Origin of the sequence: Bacillus sp. FSL K6-1560 (assembly GCF_038592935.1) — a bacterium.
Classification (GTDB): Bacteria; Bacillota; Bacilli; order Bacillales; family Bacillaceae; genus Bacillus; species Bacillus subtilis.
This window is the reverse complement of sequence record NZ_CP151946.1, coordinates 996,591-1,011,115: the sequence shown is the minus strand read 5'-3', so window position 1 is coordinate 1,011,115 and position 14,525 is coordinate 996,591. Positions and strand designations below refer to the sequence as shown.

Sequence of the window (14,525 nt, the reverse complement as noted above, 5' to 3'; positions counted from 1 at the left end):
GGTGTTAAGGCTTATTATTCAATTTTAAATCGTTTGGTCATATCCCGAAGCTCTTCCGCCATAGAGGAAAGGGTCTCTGCAGACGAGCTGATTTCTTCCATGGAAGCTAGCTGCTCTTCAGCTGACGCCGCGATATCTTGTATATGCGCTGAGCTTTCTTTTGAAATCGATGCAATGTGCTCAGACGCTCCCGAAACTTCTTCGGAGCTGGCAGAAAGCTGCTGAACCGTCGCACTCATATTTTGCAGTTCGCCGGCGATTTGGTTCGTCATTTCAGAAATGCGTTTGAAGCTCATTTCTGTTTTATCTGTGATGTCAAGTCCTGTCTGCACCTCTTGATTGACAGATTGGAACATGCCGAGTGATGTATTGATTTCCTTCACAATTTCGATGATTAATCCTTCAATCTCTTTTGCTGAATCTGCTGACTGTACTGCCAGTTTTCTTACTTCTTCCGCTACAACGGAGAAGCCGCGGCCGTACTCGCCTGCGCGCGCTGCTTCAATTGCTGCGTTTAAGGCAAGCAGGTTCGTCTGGTCTGCGATGCCGTTGATCACACGCAAAATGTTTGTAATATCTTTCGATTTCGTTTCCAATCCGCGTACGACTTGCTCCGCTTCTTTAACGGACTTGTCAATGACATTCATTTGGCCGACGGTTTGATGAACAAGCTTGCCGCCTTCACTTGCAATTTCTGTCGATTGAACAGATGAATCAGTGATCACTTCAGAAGCTTGAGCCATATTCGTCAACCCGTCATTCATTTGATATATGTGCTCTGCTGCCGTTTCAATGTTTTCGTTTTGTTTTTCATTGCCGTTAGAAAATTGTTCAATCGCCAATGTAATGTGCTCTGTTGCCTTGCTCGTTTGCGCAGCTGATGCAGTGAGCTCCTCAGAGGAAGCGGCAACATTATCTACCGAATCCTGGATGGCGTGTATGAGAGAACGAAGTGACGATGCCATATTGTTAAAGCTTTTGCCAAGCTCGCCCAATTCATCTTTTGAACGGATATCAATGGTTTCCGTCAAATCTCCCTCGCTGATCCGCTTAGAGGAACCGACAAGCTGTTTCAGCGGTGTTGTAATCGACCGAATGATCAAAGTCATGACGATAATCCCTATGATAATAGCTGCGGCCAAGACAATTAAAGCAAGGTGTAGGACAGGCTGGGCTGCCTCATGGATTTCATCCAAATACATGGTGCCGCCGATCTTCCATCCCGTCAACTTGTTTGTGTCAAAGGCCATTTTTTTCTTATCGCCATCCATGGTGTATTGAAAATCGCCTTTATCAGCACTCAACATCTTATTGAGCCAGTCGCCTTTTAATTCAGTTCCTGATTTTTCATTCGGGTGTGCGACAACTTTTTTGTCCTTCGTCATGATAAATGCGTAGCCTTGTGTGCCGATGTTGACTTTTTTGGTTGTTTTCAGCAGATTTTCAATCGTCATGTTGATTGCGATAACGCCTGAACCATCTTTTGTCTGCTGGGCGATTGTCACAACCATCGTATTTGTCGACGCGGTTTTATAAGGATCTGTGATCACGACTTTCCCTTTATTTGCAACCGCTTTTTTGTACCAGTCGCGTTCAACCGGATTATAGCCGCTTGGCATCGGAAGATCCGGATAGCGGGTAAAGTGCCCTTTTGTGTCACTTGTATAAATGGATTCTACATCCTTGTTAATGCTGATATATTGTGAGAATTTCTCTGCAATGCTTGCATTGCTTTTTGCATTGTATTTCTCTTTTGTCAGCCATTCGCTGAAATAATCAGCACTGTTTTCTTTTTCGCCGATGCTGGTGTTAATGATTTCGTTTAATTGCTGTACATTTTCCAATGCGCTCCCCATCATCTGTCTGTCGAGTGAGCTGCTAGCCGATTGATACGCAAAGATCGCCAATATGACAACCGGTATGATGAGGATCGACAGAAAGGAAACGAGAAGCTTCCGTGTAATTGATCTTTGTTTTATGAGTTGGAGTATTTTTTTCATCATTCATTTCTCCTTTTTTATGCTACCCTTCATATCGGCTGGAAATGGGTAAATATATACAGCAAAAAAGAAGAAATTTAACAAAAGTAACTAATTCCCCATAAATAAATAGTATTTTAGACCTATTATTTATCTACTTTAAATTGTTTTGTCAGATCACGGAGTTCTTCAGACATTCTTTCAAGCGTCAGTGCAGATGAACTAATCTCCTCCATGGAAGCCAGCTGTTCCTCAGCTGAAGCAGCGATATCTTGGATGCCATCCGAGCTTTCCTTAGAAATGGCTGTGATATCATTTGAAGCTGCGGAAATTTCTTGAGCTCCCGCTGACAGCTCCTCAACCGTTGCATTCATGTTTTGCAGCTCGGAAGCAATTTGATTGGTCATTTGCGATATATGTTTGAAGCTCTGTTTAGTTTCATCCGTCATGACAAGCCCTGTTTCAACTTCTTTGTTTACGGACTGAAGCACGTTCAGTGATGTGTGAATTTCTTTTACTATTTCACTGATCAGCGATTCAATTTCTTTTGCTGAGTCAGCCGACTGTACCGCGAGCTTTCTCACTTCCTCAGCGACGACTGAGAAGCCCCGGCCGTATTCACCTGCTCTGGCCGCTTCAATGGCGGCATTTAAAGCCAAAAGATTGGTTTGATCCGCAATGCCGTTGATGACACGCAAAATATTCGTGATATCCTTTGATTTGATCTCCAGCCCTTTCACCACTTGTTCCGCTGCTTTTACGGAATGGTCAATTGTGTTCATTTGGCCGGCTGTTTTCTGGACGAGTGTCTCCCCTTTACTTGACACTTCTGTTGAATCTGCGGATGTTTCTGTAATCACTGCTGCAGCCCGCGCCAGCTCTGCCAATCCGTCATTCATTTCATTAATTTGTTCGGTTGTCGTTTCTATTTTCTCGCTTTGGCTTTCGCTGCCGTTTGAAAATTGCTCGATAGCCATCGTAATGTGCTCAGTGGCTCTGCTTGTCTGGTCTGCCGATGCAGTCAGCTCTTCGGACGATGAGGCAACGTGTTCTACTGAGTCTTTGATCCCCTGAATGAGCGAGCGAAGCGAGTGTGCCATATGATTGAAGCTCTCACTCAGAACGCCGAGTTCATCTTTTGAATTGATTTCAATCGTTTCGGTTAGGTCACCTTCACTAATTTTTTCAGCGGATGCGACAATGCGTCTCAATGGCTTTGTGATGGATCGAATCACAAAATAAATCGCCGTCATTCCAGCTGCGATGGCAATCGCCAGAACGATTGAAGCCATGATCAGAACCCTGCTTGCAGCATCGTGAATCTCGTTTGCATACATCGTGCCGCTGATTTTCCAGCCTGTTGTTTCGCTTGTTACAAATGCCATTTTTTTCTTTTTGCCTTTGTACGTATATTCAAAGTCCCCGCTTTTATCCTTGTAGAGCTTATCAACCCAGTCCCCTTTTAGCTCTGTTCCCGCTTTTTCTCCGGAGTAGGCGATGACTTTCTTGTTTTGGCTCAAAATAAAAGCATAGCCTTCTTTTCCGATATTGATTCCTTTCGCGGTAGTGACTAAGTCATCAATTTTCATATCAATGGCGACAACGCCTGACCCATCCACCGTTTGACGGGCGATGGTGACGACCATTTTTCCTGATGAAATCGATTCATAAGGCTCAGTGACAATTGTTTTGCCTTTATTGGCCATTGCTTCTTTGTACCAATCTCGTTCCAAAGCATTAAAGTCGCTTGGCATGTCAGCGTACGGATAACGTGTGAAGTCCCCGTCTTTGCCGCTTGAAAATACCGCAGCGACATTATCATTCATTTGGATAAATTGTTTAAATTCCTGTTTCAGCTCTGTTTTCTTTTTATCCTGAAATTTTTCTGCTGTAGCCCAATCGCTGAAATATGCGAGGCTTTTTTCAGTCGTGCTGATTTTATCATCAATGATGTGATCTAATATCTGAACATTTTCCTTTGCGCTTTGCGTCATCTGTACATCAAGTGAGGCAACTGCTGATTGATAAGCGCTAACCGAAAGGGCGGTTATCGGAACAATTAAGATCAGCAGGAAAGAAATAATAAGTCTCCTTGCAATTGATGATCTGCGAATAGTGGTGAGTGTTTTTTTCATTTCCTTTTGAACCTTCTTTCAATAATTTACAAATTATATCGGCGGATCTTCCTTTAAATTACATTGAAAATGGAGGAAAAAATGAAAAATAGTTCTAAATTCACCTGTTAAACTAGGACTTTATTATTGTTTACCATATAAAAAAACAGCGCTTTGATAGCGCTGTTTTTCGGTTTTTACTCGATTTTAAATTGTTTCGTCAGATCGCGAAGCTCTTCTGCCATCTGCGCAAGAGTCGTCGCTGAGGAACTGATTTCTTCCATGGAAGCAAGCTGTTCTTCAGCTGATGCGGCAATGTCCTGGATGCTTGCCGAGCTTTCTTTCGACACGTCTGCAATGCCGCTGACTGCTGCTGAAACATGCTGTGAACGGTCTGACAGCTGCTCGACGGTGGAATTCATCGTCTGCAGCTTGCCCGCGATTTCGTTTGTCATGCTGAAAATACTTTGGAAGCTTTCTTTTGTATTGTCTGTGACAACAAGTCCGGACTGTACTTCCTGATTGACCTCTTTAAACATGTGAAGAGAGGTGTCGATTTCTGCGACGATTTCTTGGATCAGCTTTTCGATTTCTTTCGCTGAATCGGCTGATTGGACAGCCAGCTTGCGCACCTCCTCCGCTACGACAGAGAAGCCGCGTCCTGACTCTCCGGCACGCGCCGCTTCAATGGCTGCATTTAGTGCAAGCAGATTTGTTTGGTCAGCGATTCCGTTGATGACTCTCAAAATGCTTGTGATGTCTTTTGATTTTCCTTCTAAGCCTTTGACAACAGCTTCAGCCTGCTGAACAGATTGATTAATCGAGTTCATTTGTCCGACTGTCTGCTGCACAAACTTCTCACCCGTTCCGGCGATTTCCGTTGATTGGATAGATGCCTTTGTAATATCTGACGATGTTTGTGAAACTTGCTGGAGTCCTTCATTCATTAAGTTCAGCTGATGAGAGCTGGATTCAACCTTTTCGCTTTGCTCCTCGTTTCCGTTTGAGAACTGCTCAATCGCCATCGTAATATGCTCGGTGGCTTTACTCGTCTGCCCGGCAGATGCGGTAAGCTGTTCGGAAGATGCGGCCACATTGTTCACCGAGTCCTGAATAGCGCTGATCAGAGAGCGGAGAGATTGTCCCATTTCATTGAAGCTTTCCCCAAGCTCTCCAAGCTCATCCTTTGAATGGATTTCGATCGTTTCGGTCAGATCCCCCCTGCTGATCGTTTTCGATGATTGAACAAGACGTTTTAACGGTTTTGTAATCGAACGAACGATAAACAGAATTAAAATTCCGCCTGCCACAATGGAAGCAATCAGCACAATCATTCCTGTTGTCAGCACAGACTTTGAGGCATCCTTAATTTCATCCATATACATTGTGCCGGCTATTTTCCAACCAGTCAGTTCGTTTGTAGTATAGGTCATCTTTTTATCTTCGTTATTAAGAGTATACTGGAGTTCACCGCTGTCATTCGCATACATTTTGGCTACCCAGTCGCCTGAAAGCTTTTCTCCAGCCTTATGGTTCTTGTGAGCGACATAGGTTTTGTTTTTTGTTGCAATGAAAGCATAACCTTCTTTTCCGACCTTGATTTGTTTCATTTGTTCTAACAATTTATCAATGGTAATATCCATGGCGACAACGCCAGATCCGTCCTTCAGCTCCTGTGCAATGGTAATGACCATGCTTCCGTCACTCGCAGCCACGTAAGGATCTGTCACGACAATTTCACCGCCGGCCTTCATCGCATCCTGGTACCAAGGCCGTTGTCTCGGGTCGTATCCTTCCGGCAATTTTTCTTTTGGCGCTTGTACATAAGTGCCGTTATCTGCGCCCCCATAAATTCTGGCTACTCCTTGATTAATAGATACATATTGTGAAAATTTAGCTTTGATCTCTTCTTGATTCGATTTCCCTTTGAATGCGGATCTTTTAAGAGATTCACTGAAAAAGGTGACTGCTTTCGCTTTTTCTCCCAGATCATTTGTAACAGTTGTATTAAATGTATCGACACTGTTTTTCGCATTTCCCATAATTTCCTGATCCAGCTTTCCGCTGGCGCTTCGGTAAGAGCTAAATTCTAATATAAGAATAGGGATAATGAGAATCGCAATAAATGAGACGATTAATTTCTTTGAAATAGACGGTTTCTTCAGCCAATTGATAAAAGTCTTCATGTCACTTGCTCCTTCAGGTTTGATACAGTATATATCGGCTGCTTAAAAAAGTTTTAAAATAAAAAATGGAAGAAGTTCTTTTTGGCTGTCTTCTGCCTTTTTAACTTTCATTGCCCAAGCTCTTTGCATATCTTATAAAAAACAAGGGGGGCTAAACATGATTATTGTATCAGGACAATTGCTCCGTCCCCAGGATATTGAAAATTGGCAGATTGATCAAAATCTGAATCCGCTCTTAAAAGAGATGATTGAGACGCCTGTTCAGTTTGATTATCATTCAATTGCTGAACTGATGTTTGAGCTTAAACTGCGGATGAATATTGTAGCAGCGGCAAAGACGCTGCACAAAAGCGGGGCGAAGTTTGCCACTTTTTTAAAAACATACGGGAATACAACGTATTGGAGGGTTTCACCGGAGGGCGCCTTGGAGCTGAAATACAGAATGCCGCCTTCAAAAGCGATTCGTGACATTGCAGAGAACGGCCCGTTTTATGCGTTTGAATGCGCAACCGCAATCGTTATCATTTATTACTTGGCCTTAATCGATACAATCGGAGAAGATAAATTCAATGCCAGCTTTGACAGAATTATTTTATATGACTGGCATTATGAGAAATTACCGATCTATACGGAAACAGGACACCACTTTTTCCTTGGAGATTGTTTGTATTTTAAGAATCCTGAATTTGATCCGCAAAAGGCGCAATGGAGAGGCGAAAATGTGATTTTACTGGGGGAAGATAAATATTTTGCCCATGGTCTTGGTATCTTAAACGGACAGCAAATTATTGATAAGCTGAATTCTTTTAGGAAAAAAGGAGCCTTACAGTCAGCCTACCTTCTGTCTCAGGCGACCAGACTGGATGTTCCGTCTCTTTTCCGCATCGTCCGCTAAAAAGCCCCATCGCCTATTTTCCGGACGATGGGGTTTCAAATGCCTTTCGTTTTCGATAGAAGGGGGCTGTGCCGAAATATTGGTTCGCAGCCCACTCCATTTTTTCAAGGTCATTTCTTGTCACGATTGGATCCTGGCTGCTCCATTTGATAAAGCGGACAAAATAGTAGCCTTTGATAGGAACCATTGTAACTTTTGAGTGAGGCCAGCCTTCAAATACAAACTCAATTTTCCCTCTTTTTTTATAAGAATATTGAAGAATGTTCATATCTGTCACCTCAGTTTATCAAGTTACGTTCGGCAAAGCTCGGTACGTTTACATCCATTGATTGACTATCCCTCATGCAGGCTTTCCTGAAAACAAAGGGTGAGGCGCGTGTCTCTTTCCCTCGCTTTTTATTTCGCATATGGACGAATGCCAAGCGCGCCTTCATTCGATAAAGCGGCAGCCGGGGCGGGTGTGACAAGCCCTCCGGCTATCGGCGTTTGTTCAGCGATCATGCTTTTGTCATAAAAAACAGCCTATTATCCCATTATTTTGATATAGCATGTCCGGGTGCGAGGCCCGTCAAATTCGCAGAAATAAATGCCCTGCCACGTTCCAAGAATAAGCCGGCCGTTTTCCACAATGACATGCTGTGAAGCTCCGACTGTACTCGACTTCATGTGTGCAGCTGTATTGCCCTCCATATGGCGGTCCAGCTCATGTTCCCACGGATATACCTCATCAAACCTTCTGAGCATATCTTTTTTGACGTCCGGATCGGCATTTTCATTAATTGTAATGCCCGCAGTCGTATGCGGACAGTAAATCAGCGCTGCGCCGCTCGTTATACCTGTTTCTTGAAGAAATGCTTCCACCTCCCGGGTGATATCAATCATTTCATCTCGTTTGGTTGTTTTGATTTGCAGTGTTTTCAGCATTTGTTTCTCCTTTCGTTTGTCCGCTCTCATCGCTTAATTCGTTCTGTGTTCTTTTTTTTCCTGTTAAACCGCTCTCATAAACCCGATAAAACAAAAAAACTCCAGTCTAAGGCTGGAGTTTAGCACCATAGATATATTCTTGCTTCATACGGCTTTAAGAGTACTGATGTCATATGCTTGTGCGGCTCTGTTTCAATATTTGACAAGACGAGTGCATCTGATGACAATGGCAATCCAGAGTGCCTGAACAACGCCGGTGTTCCTGTCAGATTGGCCGCAATCAGTGCAGTATGGCTCTCGTTTTTCCGAAGATATGCAAAGATTTGCTGATCTTCCGGTACAATGAGCTCGTATGTCCCGTTAATAAAAACATCATATGTTTGGCGCAGCTTGATCAAGCTTTTGTAAAAATGGTAAACGGATGTTTTATCGTTTTTTTGCGCCTCGGCATTCAGCCATTTGTAATTCTCATTGATTCCGATCCACGGTTTGGCCTCAGAAAATCCGGCGTATGGACCAGCATTCCATTGCATCGGCGTTCGCGAATTGTCTCTTCCCTTTTTCCAGACAATCTTCATCACATCCTCGTGTGATGTGCCTTTCGCTGTTTTTGTTTCATACAGGCGTTTCATCGCGACATCATCATAGTCATCAATAGATGGAAAAGCCACGTTCGTCATCCCGAGTTCCTGTCCCTGATAAATAAACGGTGTGCCTTTCATGAGAAAATAAACAGCGGAAAGCGCTTTTGCACTTTCTTTCAGGTACACTCCGTCGTCTCCCCACACAGAAACTGAACGGGGCTGGTCGTGATTCTCCATAAACAAAGCATTCCAGCCGATCCCTTCCAGACTGTCCTGCCAGTCAGTTAAAATTCGTTTAAATGCAACGATATCAATACTTTCATTGATCTCTACATCCCACAGGCCGAGATGCTCAAATTGAAAAATCATGCTGAATATGCCGTTTTTTTCTCCAGCCCAATCAGCTGCTTCTTTTGCAGCGACGCCGTTTGCTTCACCAACTGTCATAATCGGATAGCGGGAAAATGTGTTTTCCTTCAGCTCTGTTAACAAATCCATAATGCCGTCAGCATTCATATGATAAGGAAAGGAAGGGACATAGTCCAGCCCCTTTGGATTCGGCATGTCGGGAAGCCCTTCTTTTTTCTTAATATGCGTAATGGCATCCACCCGAAATCCGTCAATTCCTTTATCAAGCCACCAATTGATCATGTCATAAACGGCATTCCTCACCTGTTCATTTTCCCAATTCAAATCAGGCTGTTTTTTATCAAAAAGGTGCAGATAATACTGGCTTGTCTCTTGATCATACTCCCAAGCCGGCCCGCCGAAAATGCTTTCCCAATTGTTGGGCGCTTTTCCGTTTTTGCCGTCTTTCCAAATATACCAGTCGCGCTTTTCCGAGTGTATGGATGAACGGGATTCTATGAACCATGGATGTTCGTCGCTTGTGTGGTTCACAACGAGATCCATAATCAGCTTCATCCCCAGATCATGAATGTCACCAAGCAGTTCATCAAAATCTTCCATGGTGCCAAACTCGCTTAATATGTTTTGATAATCCCGGATATCATAGCCATTATCAGCATTCGGTGAGTCATACAGCGGGCAAATCCATATGACGTCAGCGCCCAGCTCTTTTATGTAAGAAAGCTTGGATCTGATTCCTTGAATATCCCCAATTCCGTCGCCATTTGAATCTTTAAAACTGCGGGGGTAAATTTGGTAAACAACGGCTTCCTTCCACCAAGCCTTTTTCATACAGCCACTCCTTCCCAGTGTACCGGTCTTATATATCCTATGTAGAAAAAAGGCTACACAGCATTGCTTTTTAAGAAATGACTTGATGACACAAAAAACAGCCGTTCGTTCCCCGGCTGTTTTTTATTAAAAATCAGTTTTTTTAATTTCTACAAAACGGATGTGATGATCTTCGGCGTCGAGGATTTTAAATTCACAGCCCTCCGCGTGTATCACATCTCCTGCTTTCAGCTCCATTTTTTGCGTTAGAAGCCAGCCTGCAATCGTATCAATTTCTTCATTTTCAATCGCAATGTCGAGAAGGTCATTCACTTCGTCTATTAGCGCTTTTCCATCCATCACATAATGGTGCTCGCCCTTTTTCAGGATGTGCGGTGTTTCATCCTGATCATACTCATCGCGGATTTCCCCGACGATTTCCTCTATAATATCCTCTACAGTGACAAGCCCCGCCGTTCCCCCGTATTCATCTACGAGAATCGCCATGTGAATCCGCTCCTTCTGCATGCGGATTAAAAGCTGCTGAACAGGAATGCTTTCAATGACTCTGATAACGGGCCTCATGATTTGATTCAGCTTTATCGGCTGGCCGAGAAAATAAGCTTTAAACATATCTTTGCTGTTGATGATCCCTAAAATATGATCCTTGTCATCTTTGATGACAGGGTAGCGCGTATACCGTTCATTAATGATGTGATGAATCGCCTCTTCAAGCGACTGCTCCAGAGAGATAACCGCAATTTCTGTCCGCGGAATCATAATCTCTCTCGCTACCCGGTTGTCAAATTCAAAAATCTTATTTACATAGCGGAATTCAGACTGATTGATTTCTCCCTTTTCATAGCTTTCAGAAAGGATCAGCCTTAGTTCCTCTTCGCTGATGACAACCTCATGCTCCTTTACTGAATGAAAGCCAAACAATTTCACAAGAAAGCTTGCAGAGCCGTTTAATGCCTTAATAAACGGGTACGTGATTTTATAAAACCAGATCAGCGGCTTTGCAATCCATAAGCTTACAGCTTCAGCTTTTTGAATAGAAACCGTTTTTGGGGCAAGCTCCCCCATCACCACATGCAAAAAAGTGACGATGATAAATGCAACTACAAATGTGACAATGTGGTTAAACGGTTCCGGCATGCCTGTCATTGTAAATAAGGGATGAAGAAAACGTTCAAATGTAGGTTCACCAAGCCAGCCAAGGCCGAGGGCTGTAATCGTAATCCCGAGCTGGCAGGCTGATAAATACTCGTCAAGATTGGAGATGATTTTATGTGCGGCTAGTGCTCGGCTGTCACCGCTTTCGATGAGCTGATTGATTTTTGAACCTCTGATTTTGACGATCGCAAATTCCGCTGCAACGAAAACAGCCGTAATGCCAATCAAAACAAAAATGGCGATCAATTGTAAAATAAGCAAAAAAAGCCCTTACCATAAATGGTAAGGGGCCACCTCCTTAACGTTAATTCTCATCACGACCGTTTAAGAAAATCATCACAAAACGAAGTAGTTCAAACAGGGAAACCAGGGCGGCGGCCACATACGTTAAGGCAGCAGCACTCAGCACTTTATTTACCCCATTTTCTTCATTGTTTCGGATGAATCCTTCTGACACAATTATCTGCTTCGCACGTGAACTTGCATTGAATTCGACAGGCAATGTAATCAGCTGGAAAAAGACAGCCGCTGAAAACAGTATGATGCCAAGCCCGATCAAATTCAGGCTGCCGAGAAGCATGCCTCCTAAGAAAAGCAAAGGAGCTACACCGGATGCAAAATTCACGACTGGGAAGATTTTATGTCTCAGCACAAGCGCACCATATGACTCCTGATGCTGCAAGGCATGTCCGACTTCATGGGAAGCTACGGATATGGCGGAAATTGAGCGGCCGTAATAGACCGGCTCAGATAAACGCACCACCCGTCTTGTCGGGTCGTAATGGTCTGTTAAAGTGCCTCTTACCGGTTCGACCGGCACGTCGTAAAGACCGTTTATATCTAAAATCCGTCTTGCCGTTTCTGCCCCTGTACGTCCGCTTGAGGCTTCCACTTTTGAATATTTTTCAAAGTTGCTCTTTACTTTAAATTGTGCCCAAAACGACAATCCCAATGCGGCTATTGTTAAAAATATAAACAGCATTTTTTCATCATCCTTTTTCCATGATCATTTCTCTATTACGATTATTTTAATGAGTTTTCTTTCCCGTGTACAGAAATGCGCTTTTTCTTCCGGCTTGGAGCACACAATCCAATCAGCAAAAAGAACAGGCCTGCTGAAAACAAATAAAAGGCGAAACTGCCGGCCAGTTCTTTCAGAAAATGAAGCCAGGAGAAGCTTCCGGAAAAGTGATTATATGAATTCAAATCGAAAATAAACAAAATCACCGCGGATGCCGCCAGCTGCGTACCGATTAAAACCACGATCGTTCTTTGAAAGATCGTCATCTTTTTCATCCTTTTTGTTTTAGTTTATGGAGAAATCCGGTTTTATATGTTTTGTACATTTTTTGAAAAACATCACCGGAAGTGGGACATACTGTTAGAAAAAAGCACGGGTGTGATGGAAGCTATGAAAGTGACGAGTGAGGAAAAGGAACAGCTGAGCACAGCAATCGACCGAATGAATGAAGGACTGGACGCGTTTATCCAGCTGTATAATGAATCGGAAATTGATGAACCGCTTATTCAGCTTGATGATGATACAGCCGAGTTAATGAAGCAGGCCCGAGATAAGTACGGCCAGGAAAAGCTAAATGAGAAATTAAATACAATTATTAAACAGATTTTATCCATCTCAGTATCTGAAGAAGGAGAAAAAGAATGAAATCAAATCGGATATTTATTTCATGGCTCAGGTGGCCGTTATTTATCCGAATCGGGGTTATTATTTTATGTCTGATTCTTTTGTTCGGCCAAATCATTTATATACTTGAGCCTAAGCAGTTCACTTCGGTATTCGAAGGTATTTGGTGGGCTGTCGTTACGGTTTCGACAGTCGGTTATGGAGACTATGTGCCGCACACTCCGCTGGGACAGGCAGCCGGAATACTGCTGATTTTGAGCGGAGCAAGCTTTGTCACAGCGTATTTCGCTACGTTATCAGCGGCCGCATTCAGCAGACAGCATCGCTACATCGAAGGAAAAGTTGCTTACAAAGGCCGGGACCACATCATTCTGATCGGGTGGAATGAAAAAACAAACCGGCTTTTGAAGGACCTTCAGCTTGCCGCCCCTTCCAAAACAGTCGTACTAATCGATGAATCCTTAACAGAAGGCCCGCTTATTGAAAACGTTCATTTCATACGCGGGCACGCTGCCGATGATGGGACACTGAAACGGGCCAATATTACTGAAGCGGAATCAGTGATGATTACTGCCGATCAGTATAAAAGTGAAACTGATGCTGATATGCTGTCAGTGCTGACTCTTTTATCTGTTAAAGGGCTTAATCCCCTTGCTTACTGCATCGTCGAAATTTTGACTGACCGTTTTGTCACCAATGCAGAGCGGGCAGGCGCAAACCAAATCATCGGAACTTCAGAATTTATCAGCCGGGCGATGCTGCAGCATTACCAAGTCAAGTTACGGCCGTCTAAACAGCAGAACGGAATCAAGCTGACACTTGATCAGCATGTGGAGCTTCTTGCTGTTCCTGACGAACTAAAGGGAGCGGCTTACAAAACCTGTGTTCTCTATTTCCTTGATCACAACACAACAATTATAGGCGTACAAAAAAAGGAGGGACCGATGCTTTCCCCTCCTCTTACATACAAGGTGCTCGAAACAGACCAATTCCTTGCCATCTAGTGTAACAGAACATCCTCCAATTCTTTCACGAGAGAGGCGCCGATATCCAAAAATGCCGGATCAATTTCCGCGTCCCGCCTTTCCGGTTCGGAAAATTGATTAAACAGTGATTGGAAAGGCCCTCCCTCGGCGTGATCGTCAACATCCGCCTGAAACACCTGTCTCAGCATAAATGGCGTTCCGATCCGGACGGCCGCCCCTCGTTCATCGAGACTGCCCTGTACCGCATTGACGGGAATTCTTAAAAATAAATAGCCGTCTCTATCATCAATTTTATAATCAAAGTAGCCATGATCGTATTCCCAGCCGCCGTTTATCACATAACCGAGCGGCTTCATCACTTGTTCCAGTTCTTGAAGCAGAAAAGACTGCCCATCTATCGCGGAAGGTATTGGTATCATCAGAATGCCCCTTTTTTTCACTTATCCTGTCCCGCCGAACAAGACTTCATTCAGGGGCGCCTACATGGAAATCGTTGTTTCTTTCGCGCGGCCAACAGGAAAGAAAGCGCATTCAATTAAGAAGTAAACAGCCATTGCCGCTGCAAGCCATACAGCTGAATCCCAAGACACATAAACAACCGTTGCATAGAGTCCTAATTTAGTGAAAAGAGTATGGGTTCGTTTTAAATGCAAAATCCGATGTACCGCATCGGTAAAAAGGGCAAGCGGCAAACCAATGAGAAGAAAGGCGTGGATGAAAAAATGTGAAAGCGTGCCGCCAAAGCTTGAAGAAAACTCTGTATACACGGCATCAAAGGAGATAAGGAAACTTAAAATAGCTGCAGAAAAACCGGCAATGATGAGATGTTTAACCAATTGTTTCATGAACATCAGCAC

15 protein-coding genes are annotated in these 14,525 nt (G+C 43.6%); 3 read left to right on the top strand and 12 right to left on the bottom strand.

Annotated elements, in window-relative coordinates; translation table 11 throughout:
- Positions 1 to 14: 14 nt before the first annotated feature.
- The 3 genes from mcpA to mcpB all read right to left on the bottom strand — a co-directional run bounded on the left by mcpA (position 15) and on the right by mcpB (position 6,279).
- On the bottom strand, positions 15 to 2,000 hold the full coding sequence (gene mcpA / locus NYE22_RS05390; protein ID WP_161986845.1) for a methyl-accepting chemotaxis protein: 1,986 nt from the start codon (positions 1,998 to 2,000) through the stop codon (positions 15 to 17).
- Positions 2,001 to 2,125: 125 nt separating this feature from the next.
- On the bottom strand, positions 2,126 to 4,114 hold the full coding sequence (gene tlpA / locus NYE22_RS05385) for a methyl-accepting chemotaxis protein TlpA (protein WP_342412368.1): 1,989 nt from the start codon (positions 4,112 to 4,114) through the stop codon (positions 2,126 to 2,128).
- A 176-nt stretch (positions 4,115 to 4,290) separates the two neighbouring features.
- On the bottom strand, positions 4,291 to 6,279 hold the full coding sequence (gene mcpB, locus NYE22_RS05380) for a methyl-accepting chemotaxis protein McpB (RefSeq protein WP_003243461.1): 1,989 nt from the start codon (positions 6,277 to 6,279) through the stop codon (positions 4,291 to 4,293).
- A gap of 157 nt (positions 6,280 to 6,436) precedes the next feature.
- On the opposite strand from mcpB, the gene NYE22_RS05375 reads away from it, so the two are divergent.
- Complete coding sequence (locus tag NYE22_RS05375; protein WP_015384485.1) at positions 6,437 to 7,174, top strand: protein-glutamine gamma-glutamyltransferase; 738 nt, start codon at positions 6,437 to 6,439, stop codon at positions 7,172 to 7,174.
- Between the two features lie 13 nt (positions 7,175 to 7,187).
- Here the strand turns inward: NYE22_RS05375 and NYE22_RS05370 are convergent, their stop codons facing one another.
- From NYE22_RS05370 to NYE22_RS05340, 7 genes are all read right to left on the bottom strand, one after another.
- Complete coding sequence (locus NYE22_RS05370) at positions 7,188 to 7,442, bottom strand: hypothetical protein (RefSeq protein WP_003244393.1); 255 nt, start codon at positions 7,440 to 7,442, stop codon at positions 7,188 to 7,190.
- Between the two features lie 257 nt (positions 7,443 to 7,699).
- Positions 7,700 to 8,098 carry a secondary thiamine-phosphate synthase enzyme YjbQ gene (locus NYE22_RS05365; RefSeq protein ID WP_032726779.1) on the bottom strand — a complete coding sequence of 133 codons (399 nt, stop codon included), beginning with the start codon at positions 8,096 to 8,098 and terminating at the stop codon, positions 7,700 to 7,702.
- On the bottom strand, positions 8,058 to 8,192 hold the full coding sequence (locus NYE22_RS05360; protein WP_003243642.1) for a hypothetical protein: 135 nt from the start codon (positions 8,190 to 8,192) through the stop codon (positions 8,058 to 8,060). The genes NYE22_RS05365 and NYE22_RS05360 overlap by 41 nt, the downstream gene beginning before the upstream one ends.
- A 25-nt stretch (positions 8,193 to 8,217) precedes the next feature.
- On the bottom strand, positions 8,218 to 9,882 hold the full coding sequence (locus NYE22_RS05355; protein WP_021480477.1) for an alpha-glucosidase: 1,665 nt from the start codon (positions 9,880 to 9,882) through the stop codon (positions 8,218 to 8,220).
- A gap of 126 nt (positions 9,883 to 10,008) precedes the next feature.
- On the bottom strand, positions 10,009 to 11,298 hold the full coding sequence (locus NYE22_RS05350) for a hemolysin family protein (protein WP_038828450.1): 1,290 nt from the start codon (positions 11,296 to 11,298) through the stop codon (positions 10,009 to 10,011).
- Between the two features lie 43 nt (positions 11,299 to 11,341).
- A complete protein-coding gene (locus NYE22_RS05345) occupies positions 11,342 to 12,019 on the bottom strand; it encodes a zinc metallopeptidase (protein ID WP_003228889.1) in 678 nt (225 codons plus the stop codon).
- A gap of 41 nt (positions 12,020 to 12,060) precedes the next feature.
- Positions 12,061 to 12,324, bottom strand: coding sequence for a membrane protein (locus NYE22_RS05340; RefSeq protein WP_015483620.1), 264 nt, complete (start codon positions 12,322 to 12,324; stop codon positions 12,061 to 12,063).
- A gap of 46 nt (positions 12,325 to 12,370) precedes the next feature.
- Here NYE22_RS05340 and mstX point away from each other — a divergent pair, with 46 nt between their 5' ends.
- Positions 12,371 to 12,703 (top strand): biofilm formation protein MstX, encoded by a 333-nt coding sequence (gene mstX / locus NYE22_RS05335; RefSeq protein ID WP_021480479.1) that lies wholly within the window; start codon positions 12,371 to 12,373, stop codon positions 12,701 to 12,703.
- Positions 12,700 to 13,686 carry a potassium channel protein KbfO gene (kbfO, locus tag NYE22_RS05330; protein WP_003228881.1) on the top strand — a complete coding sequence of 329 codons (987 nt, stop codon included), beginning with the start codon at positions 12,700 to 12,702 and terminating at the stop codon, positions 13,684 to 13,686. Before mstX ends, kbfO begins: the two co-directional genes overlap by 4 nt.
- On the opposite strand, the gene NYE22_RS05325 is transcribed toward kbfO, so the two are convergent.
- Positions 13,683 to 14,087, bottom strand: a complete 405-nt coding sequence (locus NYE22_RS05325; RefSeq protein ID WP_003228878.1) for a YugN-like family protein — start codon at positions 14,085 to 14,087, stop codon at positions 13,683 to 13,685. The two genes, kbfO and NYE22_RS05325, sit on opposite strands and share 4 nt — an antisense overlap.
- 60 nt (positions 14,088 to 14,147) lie before the next feature.
- Complete coding sequence (locus tag NYE22_RS05320; RefSeq protein ID WP_072175168.1) at positions 14,148 to 14,519, bottom strand: hypothetical protein; 372 nt, start codon at positions 14,517 to 14,519, stop codon at positions 14,148 to 14,150.
- Positions 14,520 to 14,525 lie beyond the last annotated feature (6 nt).